Origin of the sequence: Paraglaciecola hydrolytica, from assembly GCF_001565895.1 — a bacterium.
Taxonomy (GTDB): Bacteria; Pseudomonadota; Gammaproteobacteria; order Enterobacterales; family Alteromonadaceae; genus Paraglaciecola; species Paraglaciecola hydrolytica.
This window is the reverse complement of the sequence record NZ_LSNE01000006.1, coordinates 1-12809: the sequence shown is the minus strand read 5'-3', so window position 1 is coordinate 12809 and position 12809 is coordinate 1. Positions and strand designations below refer to the sequence as shown.

At 42.8% G+C, this 12809-nt stretch carries 8 protein-coding genes; 7 read left to right on the top strand and 1 reads right to left on the bottom strand.

The annotated features are described in order from the left end of the window. Positions 1 to 130: 130 nt before the first annotated feature. A complete protein-coding gene (locus AX660_RS12130) occupies positions 131 to 538 on the bottom strand; it encodes a hypothetical protein (RefSeq protein WP_068377203.1) in 408 nt (135 codons plus the stop codon). Between the two features lie 211 nt (positions 539 to 749). Here AX660_RS12130 and AX660_RS12125 point away from each other — a divergent pair, with 211 nt between their 5' ends. The 7 genes from AX660_RS12125 to AX660_RS12095 all read left to right on the top strand — a co-directional run bounded on the left by AX660_RS12125 (position 750) and on the right by AX660_RS12095 (position 12101). Further along, a complete protein-coding gene (locus AX660_RS12125; RefSeq protein ID WP_068377201.1) occupies positions 750 to 1403 on the top strand; it encodes a carbonic anhydrase in 654 nt (217 codons plus the stop codon). 217 nt (positions 1404 to 1620) lie between these two features. Next, positions 1621 to 2580 (top strand): GGDEF domain-containing protein, encoded by a 960-nt coding sequence (locus tag AX660_RS12120; protein WP_068377885.1) that lies wholly within the window; start codon positions 1621 to 1623, stop codon positions 2578 to 2580. A 404-nt stretch (positions 2581 to 2984) separates the two neighbouring features. Next, the gene (locus tag AX660_RS12115) at positions 2985 to 6212 is read left to right on the top strand and encodes a c-type cytochrome (RefSeq protein WP_068377198.1); all 3228 of its coding nucleotides are present in this window, start codon (positions 2985 to 2987) and stop codon (positions 6210 to 6212) included. A gap of 62 nt (positions 6213 to 6274) precedes the next feature. Further along, complete coding sequence (locus AX660_RS12110) at positions 6275 to 8143, top strand: TonB-dependent receptor plug domain-containing protein (RefSeq protein WP_068377195.1); 1869 nt, start codon at positions 6275 to 6277, stop codon at positions 8141 to 8143. Between the two features lie 293 nt (positions 8144 to 8436). After that, positions 8437 to 9819, top strand: a complete 1383-nt coding sequence (locus tag AX660_RS12105; protein WP_068377192.1) for a metallophosphoesterase — start codon at positions 8437 to 8439, stop codon at positions 9817 to 9819. 119 nt (positions 9820 to 9938) lie between these two features. Beyond that, the gene (locus tag AX660_RS12100) at positions 9939 to 10613 is read left to right on the top strand and encodes a hypothetical protein (protein WP_068377189.1); all 675 of its coding nucleotides are present in this window, start codon (positions 9939 to 9941) and stop codon (positions 10611 to 10613) included. A gap of 753 nt (positions 10614 to 11366) precedes the next feature. Next, a complete protein-coding gene (locus AX660_RS12095; RefSeq protein WP_068377186.1) occupies positions 11367 to 12101 on the top strand; it encodes a DUF6090 family protein in 735 nt (244 codons plus the stop codon). The last annotated feature ends 708 nt before the right edge of the window (positions 12102 to 12809 follow it).

Sequence of the window (12809 nt, the reverse complement as noted above, 5' to 3'; positions counted from 1 at the left end):
TGTCAGCGTTGTGTAAAGAAAACAGCTCAGACTGTGTCAAAAAATTGAGATTGTTAAGCTTGCAGGTTTAAAAAGTAACTGCAGTGGTTTTTACAAGGCACTAAGATTTATGGAATTGAAAGTCGCAAACTTAATTTACCTTTTGCCACACTTCATACTCAACACGTTTGCCATCCTTCCAACGGGAGTTGTACCACTTATCACCATCCAATTGAGCTTGAAATGCAAAGGTGGCGCCCACTTTTTCACCAAACGAATTTAACAACAATGACTCCACATACTGACCGTCTTTGAACTCATAAGTACCTGTGCCCGCAGCCCAAAATTGTTCACCTTTCATCGAGGTAAAACTAAAGTGCTTAGTCGACAAAACTTTTAAGGACTGCATATCCGCGCTGGCATAACTGAGTGTATCACCGTTAGCATCAATATATTCTCCTGAAATTAACTGCCATGTTCCTTCAAGTGCTGTGGCGGCAATAGATTGACTCGCTATCAACATGCCAAAAACCAAAATTAAAAACGGTTTAAAATTCATTTTTTCTCACTGTAATCACAACTCATAGTGTGTGTTTTAAAATAATGTGCCAGCCATTACAAGCTATTTATAATGGTAATTGAAATTGCACATTTTATCCCCATTCAAGCCCCCAACATCCACTATACCTTGACGCACAAAATGCTATCGGGTATCACTGTAAGCCTGCTTACATAAAGCCAATAATTACTTTTTAAAATGAGAATAAACGATGGACCATGTCATATCCGGGGTTGCTAAATTTCAGCGTGAAGTCTTTCCTAACAAACGGGCGGTTTTTAAAAAACTCGCCAACGAACAAAACCCAGAAGTATTGTTTATTACCTGTGCCGATTCACGTATTGATCCCTGTTTAGTCACCCAAACCGAACCAGGCGAACTGTTTATTTGTCGCAATGCAGGCAATGTAATACCACCCCATACTGAACATACAGGAGGTATGACGGCGTCTATCGAATTTGCCGTGGCGGCGCTTGGTGTCAGTCATATAGTGTTATGCGGCCATACTGATTGTGGTGCTATGAAGGGGGCAATTGATCCCGACTCACTTGATAGCATGCCACATGTTAAACAATGGTTAGGCTATTGCTGGGGAGCAGTCGATAAAGTCAGACAGAAATGTGGTGAGTTGAACCATGAGCATATGGAAGAAGTCACTCGAGAAAACGTGCTATTACAGCTAGAACATTTGCGCTCTCATCCCAGTGTTGCTGCGGGATTAAAAGAGGGCAACATTAAGCTACATGGCTGGGTCTACAACATAGGCACGGGTGCAGTGGAATGTTACGACGAACAAAAACAAGCGTTTGTGCCCATGAAACAAGCCTATGCCAAACAAAACAGCCAAACACCGGCTAAGAAGTAAAAACATCACGCTCATGTTATCTATTAAGTAATACCATGCTAGGTATATCGAAGGGATTTTACGGCGATATACCTAGCACTTTTCATCGCTAGTTTTTTGTCAACATCCTAAATCAGCAATATTAACCTGCGTTTTTCAAATTAATTTTCAATCTTTACCAAATATCCATAAACCTGACTAAGATAATTAACTATTAGCCGTCGGATTAATGGTAACTATGGATTTTTTCAAGGAATTTTTAAACGGTGATTTTATGCCACATGGACATTGCCTGCTGTGGCGTGAAGATTTACTGCTTTTACATGTCGGTGGCGATGCACTTACCTCAATCGCTTATTTATTAATCCCCCTTGCTCTACTCAAACTGGTTAAAGCCCGAACGGATTTGCATTTAGATTGGATGATTATGCTATTTGCAGGTTTTATTTTCTTTTGTGGGGCAACCCACATCTTGGGCATAATCAATGTCTGGCATGGTTATTATTACATCCATGGCCTGATAAAAACCCTGACCGGTGTTATCTCAATTGCTACGGCGATTTTATTGTGGCGCTTGTTGCCCCAAGCCATTGCACATCCCAGCAAGCAGGCATTAACTGATAAAATTTTACAGTTGCAACAGGCCGAACAGCGCCTAGCTAATGCCAACCAAACACTAGAACAAGAAGTCGCTAAGCGCACCGCTCAGTTAGAAAAAATGGCTAACACCGACGATCTAACAGGCTTGCTAAACCGCCGTGAAATAATGCGCATCCTTAGTCTTGAGATCACTCGCGCTGAACGACACAACATTCCATTATCCATATTGATGTTAGACCTAGATGAATTTAAACAGATCAACGATACCTATGGTCATCATGCAGGTGACAAGTTGTTAATTGCCTGTGCAGAGCAATTTAGGCTGACCAGTCGGAATATCGATTTTATTGGTCGATTGGGTGGTGAAGAGTTTTTAATCCTTCTGCCAGATACTAACTATGAAGAAGCCAAACCCTTGGCCGAAAGATGTCGTATGGCGATAGAAAAAAATCTCGTTGTCACCGATATTCCAAAGGGTTGCACAGTGAGTATTGGTGTTGTGCAATGGTCACTTGGCATGACGCTACAACAATTGATCAATCAGGCGGATGAATTGTTGTATAAAGCTAAATCCAATGGTCGTAATTGTGTGTATTAACATCCTAGCCTGCTTACAATTTCATTACATTTTTATTAATGAACGCCTGAAATACTAAGCCTATTGCACCATGAAAAATGGCAATTTACATAGCGGTTGAATAAGGGTGCAATATGCTGAAAAAATCACAATTTTAGTCCAACTCATTCGTTCCTTGGCTTGGTTCAATAGGTATGTATTGCTTGCAAACAAAGTAAACCTTCTAAATTGTTTTACTAATAAAACAATTTAACCAAATACAATAACGCCTAGTTCTTCTTAGTGTTTGCCGAATTTTTCGTACACTTAAATCACAAATAACTTATACACTAATTGCATGTTAACAATATGTTAGACTTAGGCTTTTAATACCTCAGCATTTAATTTTAAAGCTGCCTAAGCCAATCACTTTCGAGAATGAACAAATGAGCATAGTTAAACGAGTTTATGGCGGTATTGGATTAGCTATTTTGTGTTTTAGCCCAGTGGCAAACGCTAATCCACTTAGCGAATTTAAAGACAATCTTACTTGGAAAACCGCCGGCGCTGTCAGCGCAATCGATAACAAATTGCAAATTAATAGCACTACCGACTCGACAGATACTATTGTGGTCAGTGACGAAAACGCCAGCCCCTTAGAGCACAACTCATATATAGGTGATGCGGTCATCAGCCTCGATTATTTGTTAGCAAAAGACGGCCAAGCCGTATTATTGGTGCAACGTCGTTATGACGTAGACATGCCAGCCAACAATAATGAATGGCAGCATATGGATGTTAAATACCGCACCAGTCGTTATGACGAAGCGAGCAACAAAACCGAAGCGGCTACGATAATTGAGGTTAAGGTGAATGGTGATGTGGTCGCCAAAAACATCGTGTTTCCAGAAGTGGGTAAACACGCTTTAACCAATTGGGATAACCCCATGGATGGCACGGCCATCAAGTCAATTAAAGGGCGGATTGCCCTGCGTAATGTCAGTGTTAAACGCGCAGATTTTTCTGCCATTAAGATCCCACAAGAATCAGGCGGCGAAACCAACGAAGCTGAATTAATCGATTTTGTCGCCTTGGGTAAAGACAGCTTTGAGTCGGTTGGTTGCAATGTGTGCCACAGTGTTGATGAGGCAAATAGCCAAACTACCACTGGCCCCAATTTATTCGGTTTATTTGCATTAACTCCCCGCGATAGAACCATAGTTGAAGGTGGCGAAAATCATCATTTTACCATCAAAGCTGATCGTAACTATTTGCACAGTAGTATTCGTACTCCTGCGGCGCAACTGGCCATCGCTGAAAACGGCAGTAACGTAGGTCAAACCTATATGCCTATCATGCCGACTTTTAGCAAACAGGTACTCAGCGATCAACAAGTTGATGCCATTGGCGCTTATCTGGCAAGCCTTAATACCCCTTGGCAACAAGGTCCCGTGGTGCAACTGATGCCACAAACTGGCCAAGAAAATTACGATCCGCTCAAAGATGATCTACAACTATTGGTTGATCAGCGTACTCGCATTCAACGTGGTCCGTTGCAAGGTACGTCCGGTCGCGCCATCCATGTTGGACTGCCCAACAGCGTTAACTACAGTTTTGATCCCCGCGTACTGGCCATCAGTAAAATCTGGCAAGGTGGCTATTTGGATATGGCCGGTGAATTCCAAAATCGTGGAGGCAAAGGTTTAAAAACCGGTTACCAAAGTATGGAAATAAACTTAGGTGACATGGGTGTTTTAATGGCACCGCTCAACCACGCTGGTGAGCCCCTTGACTTCACTTTTCAAAGCGCTAAGTTTGGCGATAAAAAACGTATTCTCGCCGAATTAAACACCTTAGAAGATCATGCGGAAAAATTGGCAAAAGTGAACGCCCAGTTTAAAGGCTATGATCTCGATTCTTCTAAACCTGATGCGGCTCCAGTGTTTCACTATCGTGTGGGTGATAATCAACTCTCGGTAAAAACTGACATCGATAAAACAGGTAAAGTCAGTATTCGTGTAAGTGGTGACTTAAGCACAGCACAAACATTTAAAGTCAACGGTGAACTACTCAAGGCTTTAAAAGTCTCTGCGGGTAGCTATCAAAACAACCTATGGCAACTGGCTAAAGGTAAGGTTAACGCCACCCTTAGCGCCACCATGCCTTTGTCTGCCAATGTATGGCATGCCCCCAAAGCCGATTTTGCATTTAATGCTCAAGACTTAAAAGTCAAAGCATCAACAGCTAATATGCCAGCGGGTTACAGTGTAGAAAGTTATTATTCGCCTCGCGATAATTTTGGCCGTGAGCAATTATTTGAAGCCTTAGGTTTGGCACTGGCCGAAGATGGCACCATTGTCGTGGCCACTCGTACCGCAGGTATTTGGCGTTTAAAAGACAATAAATGGACACGTTTTGCTGAAGGCACTTTTGATAGCCTAGGTGTGCAAATTGAAGATAAACAGGGCTTAGTTTTAGTGGTGGGGCAAAAAGCAGAATTAACCCGTATTTCCGATACCAATGGTGACGGCATAGCGGATAGTTATAAAACCCTTTTTGATCAATTTAGTTATCACGGTAATTACCATTCTTACATGCATGGTCCAGTGCGTGGGGCTGATGGCGCTTATTACCTCAACATCAATCTAGCTGATGGTGGTGATGGTGGTGCTTATAATGCCGGTGGTCCTTACATGGGCTCGGCTGGTGGTTTTGCTGGCTGGAATTTCCGCGTCGATGCACAAGGTAAGGCCCAAGCTTGGGGTAATGGCATGCGCAGCCCTGCCGGTATGGGCACAGCTCCCGACGGCCAAATATGGTATTCAGACAACCAAGGTGAATACATGGGCACATCCAAAATATTCATTCTTGAAAAAGACGGTTTTTATGGTCACCCCTCAAGCTTGGTCGATTTACCCGGTATGACACCCGATTCCCCAGAGATTTTATGGAAAAATGTGCTGGATACACGGGTTAAACCCGCCATTTTGTTACCCCATAATCGAGTGGCTAACTCACCGGGTAATCCGGCATGGGATACCTCAGAGGGTAAATTTGGTCCTTTTGCTGGTCAAATGTTAATGGGGGATCAAACCAAATCTAACGTGTTCCGCGTGGCGACTGAAGTTGTAAATGGGCAAACCCAAGGTAGCATTATGCCCTTTTTTGATGGTTTGGAATCGGGCGTAATGCGCCCACTGTTTTTGGCTGATGGGAGTTTGTTATTAGGCCAAACCGGTCGTGGTTGGCAGGCTAAAGGCGGTTATGTAGCGGCTTTACAACGAGTGAGTTGGGATGGCCTTACCGTAGCGCCGGGCATAAAACAAATCGTGGTGAACGACAAAGGTTTTGAGGTACAACTTACTCAAGCCTTGGCTGAGTCAGTGACACTTGCAGACTTGAAAAATGCCCTAACATTGGATTCATGGGTTTATCAAGATTCACCCAGTTATGGCTCAGATGAATTAGGTCATCAGCAAGAAGCCGCTAAATCGATTCAGATAAGTGACGATCGTTTGTCCTTTAGCATTGAGTTGGAAACCCTAACGCACCCTGTTGTCCATCCCCAGCAAACTGCACGGGTTTATCACATGGTGTTACAGTCGGAGTCTTTATTTTCAGTTGCTAGCCCAGCTAAAATGACGGCCTATTACAGCCTATATTCATTTAAATAATCAGCGTTTTCCTGTGAAATCCATGCCTGCGCAAGCAGGCATTCAAGTTGTAGAGGTAAAGTTTGAAATTACACCCCCTTTATTTAGCCACGTTGTTGGCTATTTCTGCGCCTGTCTTAGCCGCACAAGACTCCATTGAAAACATCGTGGTAACCGGCAGTTACAGTGCCGTAGAAAAATCTCAGATCACCTCATCTTCCGTGATCATCGACAGTGAAACCCTATTAAATCTCAGCTCAACCAGCTTAGTAGATGCCCTGCGCCAAGTGCCAGGCCTGTGGGTTGAATCCCAAGGTGGCCCAGGTGGATTAACCTCCATCGTGATGCGTGGTGCAGAAAGTAACCATACTTTGGTACTGGTGGATGGTGTGCAGTTAAACGACCCCACCAATACCCGTGGTGGCTCGTTTGATTTAAATAACGTTAATATTAATTCGATTAAACGCATAGAGATTATTCGAGGTGCACAGTCCTCGATTTATGGCTCTGATGCTTTAGCCGGTGTTATTCATATCATCACCATGGAGCCCAGTGGCAAAGCTGAGTTTAATGGGTTTACGACCATTGGCAGCGATGACTATTTAACTTTTGGCGCCTCGGCATCTGGCACCATTGATAAGCTAGGTTATGCCATCAAGGCCCAGAAAAAAGACGCCGGAGAGCCACTTAAAGGCAGCACAGCAGAAAACACCGACCTATTAGCTAAGCTTAATTGGCAGGGCGATGAGCATGAGCTTGACTTGTTTTATCGTTATTTTGATGGCAATAAAACCACCTATCCAGAACAAAGTGGTGGCCCTGAGTTTGCCCAAAGTGATGAGCTTGATAGTAGCGACTATCGTGACCAACATGCAGCAGCCAGTTGGGCATGGCAGGTAACTCCACTGTGGTTGAGCAAGGTAACTTCAACTTGGTTTAATCGCCAAGATGATAGCCAATCACCTGGTATAGTGCCTTATGACGCGGTACCAGCTAATGGTGCTAAGAGTGACTTTACCCGCACCAGTGCGGCGTGGGTTAATACCCTCGGTGAGCAAAAAGAGCTGTGGGCTAACGTTGGTTTAGAAACCAAAAAAGAGAATGGCGACAGTGACGGTTATCTCAACATTGGTTTTTTACTGCCCACTAACTTTAGTTTGTCACGCACAGTCAACAGTGCTTTTGTAAATGTTAACGGCGTATTGGCCGAAAAATTATTGTTACAAGCAAGTTTACGTCACGACGATCCTGATGGTTTCTCGTCGAATCAAAGTACCTCTGTTGGTCTACGTTATGCGTTAAGCAACGAGCTAAATATCTTCATCAACCGTGGTGAAGGCTTTAAATTGCCAAGCTTTTTTGCCCTCGGTCATCCCTTAGTAGGCAACGCTGAACTGCAACCCGAAACCTCAATTACCCTTGAAACGGGTATTGAATGGCAAGACTCCCAACTGACTGCCAGTCTTAACTATTTTGCTAATGAGTTTCGTGACTTAATCGACTTTGATGCTGAGTTATTCACTAACGTAAACCGTGCCAAAATTGATATTAAAGGCCTAGACGGTCATTTAGCCTGGCAATCGCTCAACCAACAATGGCAAGTCAGCAGCCAGTTTAATTACAGCGATATCGACTCAGAAAACCTCTTAAATGGTCGTCCCAAATTGACTTTGGGTAGCAGTGTAAACTATGTGCAAAACACGAGTTTAAGCTACAACCTACAAGCCCTGTGGGTGGATGAGCGTTATGCCACCAGCTTACATACCGGTGAAGCAGTGCAACAAGCGCTTGATAGTTACTTACGTTTTGATGCCAATGTCCGTTATACCTACGATCAACATTGGCAAGCTTCGCTCAATCTAACCAACTTGACCGACGCTGATTATCAAAATGACATCGGTTTTGCCGCCAATGGACGAGCGTTTTACCTCAACCTGATTTATTCGCTGTAATAATAAGAGAGCAGATACTAGCTGCTAGTAAATAGTGGCTAGGAAAAGCCAAAAGCATTAACCACAGAGATGTATGGACTCCCTCACCCGAGGGAGATATACAGCTCTGTGGTTATCTATTGATTTTGCACCTAAAAAGCTCGATAAATTCTGTGGTAAATCCCTTATATCTTGATTTTTTGCTTTAGCCTTTTCTTTTACTATCATCTATTTGCTATCTTCTGCTATCTGCTGTAATAACCTTTTGTCACTACCTTGACGCCGTTTCAATAAATTAATCTGGGCATTGTTTTATGCAAAAATTCTTAAATAGCATGCTGTTGGTTTTTATCTGTTTTATCAGCGCCTGTCAGCCGCAAACCCCTGCAGTCGTTCAAGTTGAAACGTCAACTTCGCTGCTGATATTCAACATGGCCGACATGCACTCTGGCTATGACGCCTACCCTATTTTACTGAGTAATATTGACCAACGTATGGCGCAACAACCTAAGGCCACCAGCGTTTTTGTGATCAACGGTGACTATTTTGAAGCCGGCAGTGTAGTGGCACAAAAGTCTAAAGGTAAACTGGATATGGCGTTTTTAGCGCAGCTAACCCACCGTGGCGAAGTGGTGTTTAATATTGGTAATCACGATTTTGATATTATCGATATGAATGACTTTATCGCACAGGCCACAGCCTTAAGGGTAAGGGTGATAGGCACTTTTGCCAGCAGTGAATTAAGCACTGCCCTGCCTACTTTTACAGATATTGATTTTGGCGATAAAACACTCCGTTTTATTGGGGTGGATACCGACCATAGCCGCACGTTTCCCGCGGCTATGCGTGACAGTTTAACCATCCCTGTGCCGCAAGATTGGCTAACACAACATTATGCCGAATTAGCCAAAAACAGCGATTATAATGTGGTGTTATCCCATGCTGGCTTAATGGCCGACAAAGCCATACTGACGTTTTTAGCCAGCCAAGATACTAAACCCTTGTACATCCTAGGGGCCCATGATCATCTGAATTTACAGACCACAATCAGCAACATGCCTTATTTGCATACCACCTTTAAAGGCCAACGTTTGGTGGTCGTCAATTTGCTAACTAACGCAACTAAGCCACAACTCGATATCGAAAACCTGATGACTGACTTTAGCCAAGTGGGTGAACCAAGCTTTGCCGCTGAAATTGCCGTAACGCGCGCAGAAGTGTTGAGCGCTGACGATCTGGCTATTGTAGGGTCAGTACCTAAAGATATGGGCTTAAACGAAGTAGTCGATTGGACACTTCAAACCATGCGCGATAAAACTGGCGCCGACGCGGCCTTGTTTAACCATTCATCTTTTGGCTCAGGTTTACACCAAGGGCCACTCGCCAATTACCGTTTTAATCAGTTTATGCGTTTTGAAAACAAATTGATGATCGCAACAGTAGATGGAATGACCTTAAAAGCCATACTGGCAAAAGCCAATCAACATCTACAAACTGATATCAACTTGCTCAGTGGTGACTTTGTATATGCCAATACTATCGATGTACAAGACAGCCAAACTTATAAAATAGTCACCCCAGATTGGGTAACGTTGCCAGATAACCAACTTAACTATCTGGGTACACAGTTAAGCTTTACTGAGTTCGAAGGAACAACGGTTAAAACATTATTAAAAGAGGCGTTAAACAGTAACTAGATGCCAGTAAGTTGCTGTACATAGAGGCTAGTAAATAGTGGCTAGTTAGGCGCAAAAACCAACTTGGCGCATGTTTTGCTGTTAGTACGTCCTACGGACTAGCAATATTAAGAACTAGCATGCAAGTTGAAAAATCACCTTTATCACTATTCAATTACATTGGTAATTCAAGCAATACTGACACAGGCTTTGAAAAAGCTATTGCGCGACAAAACTCTAATATCGCCAGTGAAATTCGCAGTTTGCAAAGCGACATATCCCAAGAAAATGTCGATGCCACCCTAGAGCGTTTACAAAATGGTGACAGCAGCCTAAGCCTGCAAACTATCGACAACATGCTCAACTTCAATATGATTTCGGTATCCAAGGATCTACAACAAGTCGCCAACGATCTGGGCATAAACAGCGAGATTAATCTCGCTCAGGTTGATGGTAAATGGCAGGTACAGGGCCTTACAAACGAGGATGGCAGCAACAACAAAGCCCTGCAACAATTGCAAAACTATTTGGATCGCAATAAAGCTTTGCAGGGTAAATTAGACACCATCAACCAATTGTCAGAAATGCTCGAGTTAGGTAAATCGCAAGAATTTGCCAAACAACTACAAGAAGCCGATGTAAGTGAGCCAGATGTAGTCACTTACCTCACCAAAGCCCGTGAATATCTGTTTAGTATTGATAGTTTTAGTTTATCCAGTAAACACCTAACACCGACTTCCCAAGGCGAAGCAGAAAACTTTTTTGCAGAAGTGAAAAATACTTTAGGTTTGAGTGATAACAACAGTTCGGTTTGAGCACATACCTAGCTTAAATAGTTGGTCAATAAATTGCCAGCCCAGGCAAAGATATGCCCTTCAAAGCAGCAGCTAGCAAATAGAGACTAGTGACTAGCTAAAAGACAGAAGCGTTTTAACCACAGAGAACACAGAGAACACAGAGAACACAGAGAACACAGAGAACACAGAGAACACAGAGAAAATATGATAGGTAATATAAATGGGCAATGGGCAGAGCTATTTAACTTAATGCTTGAGCTAATTTCTATATAGATAGACGGCTTTGAGCGATCAAGAGACATTGAAGTTATCGTAGACGAACTCCAGCTATGCCCAAGATAGCTGCCAGTCGATGACATCATCATTCTTTGTATTCAGGTGACTAAGTATCTTTTGGAGCACCAATGGGCCTTCGATGCTCGCTATAACCTTAACCACACCACCGCATCACTCACAGGTTTCAATGTCGATGTTAAAAAACCGTTTAAGTCTTTGCGCCCAGGTCATCGACTAGTGCTTTTGTGTCCGTGTTTTTTCCTGCCCAGTCGGCAATGCTGGTTTTCACAACAGTGGGAGGTGCTTGTTTTGAATTCTGAATTACGTGGAAGCAGGTGAGTAATAGACGAAAAATAGCCTACTTTCACTCCCTAAAGTATATTAAAGAGAGGTAAATATGTAAAACATGAGGCATCATGTATTTTGATTTTAGGAAAAATGACGTTTTATTTTACCTATACTCCATCTGACTAACAGAGAAATTGAAAAGAGAAAATGATCAAGTTCTTCCGCCGTATCCGCCAACGAATGATTAAAGAAAGTAGGTTTTCAAAATATCTGTTTTATGCCATCGGCGAAATAGTTCTTGTGGTTATCGGGATACTGATCGCCTTGCAAATCAACAATTGGAACGAGCAGAGGAAGGTCGACACAGAAATAGTAAAGGTGCTCAAGGAAATCCGCACCAATTTGATCACCGATAATCTGCAGATCCAACAAACCTATAAGTTGAAAGCTGAGGATATCAGAATTCAGTCGGTGCTTATCGAAGCACTAGAAAGTGGAAATATTCCATACGACTCAATTGAGTATCATATGGGAAGGGTAATGATTGTCAGACGAATCGTTCTTGTGGACAACGGCTATCAACTAATGAAGAAATTCGGCTTGGAGCGCATAAAGGACGAAGTGTTTAGGAATGCTTTGATCAACTACTACACCGTTTCAGTAAAGGGAATCTACGACGACACCTTAGACGATGACCTCGAATTCCAGACAGTATTCCTCCCTTATGTACGCAACCATTTTCTCGATTGGAGTTGGGGTAAGTATGGGCACTTAGCAAATTATGAACAAATTAAGGAAGATCATTATTTTCTTACTTCCTTAAAAATAAACCGTATGAACCAAGAAAGCACAGTGCAAGCCTTGGAAAGAGGAGCGTCGGACATACAAGAGCTTATTCCTATTCTGGACAAAACAATAATGGAATATGATCAAGGTATTTAGGTCGTTTTGTAAAGCGATACTTATGGAAAGTATCACCCATAAATACTTGAAATATACTTTGAACAGCACGATCAAAATATCCAAACCCGCACGAGAGAGAAGAGACGGTTATTCCTGTTAATCCAGAGATAATTTCAAAAAGTAGCTGACAAGACACACATCGTAAGAGAACAAGAAAATGGACTTTGCCTAAAACTGCTTTGGTGGCACCGCCAATACCTTTCCCGCATATATAGTTTCAGCACAAAAAAGGCTTATTTTAAGGGCGAATGGCAAGGATGCCATTTGAGTGGAAGTTGGAGTGATTCATTTGGAACGGCAACGCGGTTGGCGCCCATAAATCAATCTGCGGGGTTAGGTTCGCTGAAATGTATCATTCTGCACCAAGTTTACCGTTCAACCCGTTAAGTTATTTAGTCCGCTTTGGTGACGAAGCGGAACAATTATTGGGTTGAATTCAACTCGAATAAACAACTATTTAGTGACAAAAGCAATAGTGTCATATCCAATATCAAATGACTCCAATTGGCAAAAACTTCCCCATCAGGTTTAGCGCTCGACTGACCGCTTTTAGGCTCGAAGCTACCTGTCAACCCAGCCCTTTTCAACTTCTGCAAATGTTTAGATTATCAGTTAGCTGTCGGCCACACTAAACTGCCTTCGCCCTGCTAGGCTGGGACAGCTAGCGGATAATATCCGAGGGAGGAA

Excerpts from the sequence above, each read along its gene's own strand:
- AX660_RS12130 (WP_068377203.1), bottom strand. The coding sequence starts at position 538 with ATGAATTTTAAACCGTTTTTAATTTTGGTTTTTGGCATGTTGATAGCG.
- AX660_RS12125 (WP_068377201.1), top strand. The coding sequence starts at position 750 with ATGGACCATGTCATATCCGGGGTTGCTAAATTTCAGCGTGAAGTCTTT.
- AX660_RS12120 (WP_068377885.1), top strand. The coding sequence starts at position 1,621 with ATGGATTTTTTCAAGGAATTTTTAAACGGTGATTTTATGCCACATGGA.
- AX660_RS12115 (WP_068377198.1), top strand. The coding sequence starts at position 2,985 with ATGAGCATAGTTAAACGAGTTTATGGCGGTATTGGATTAGCTATTTTG.
- AX660_RS12105 (WP_068377192.1), top strand. The coding sequence starts at position 8,437 with ATGCAAAAATTCTTAAATAGCATGCTGTTGGTTTTTATCTGTTTTATC.
- AX660_RS12100 (WP_068377189.1), top strand. The coding sequence starts at position 9,939 with ATGCAAGTTGAAAAATCACCTTTATCACTATTCAATTACATTGGTAAT.
- AX660_RS12095 (WP_068377186.1), top strand. The coding sequence starts at position 11,367 with ATGATCAAGTTCTTCCGCCGTATCCGCCAACGAATGATTAAAGAAAGT.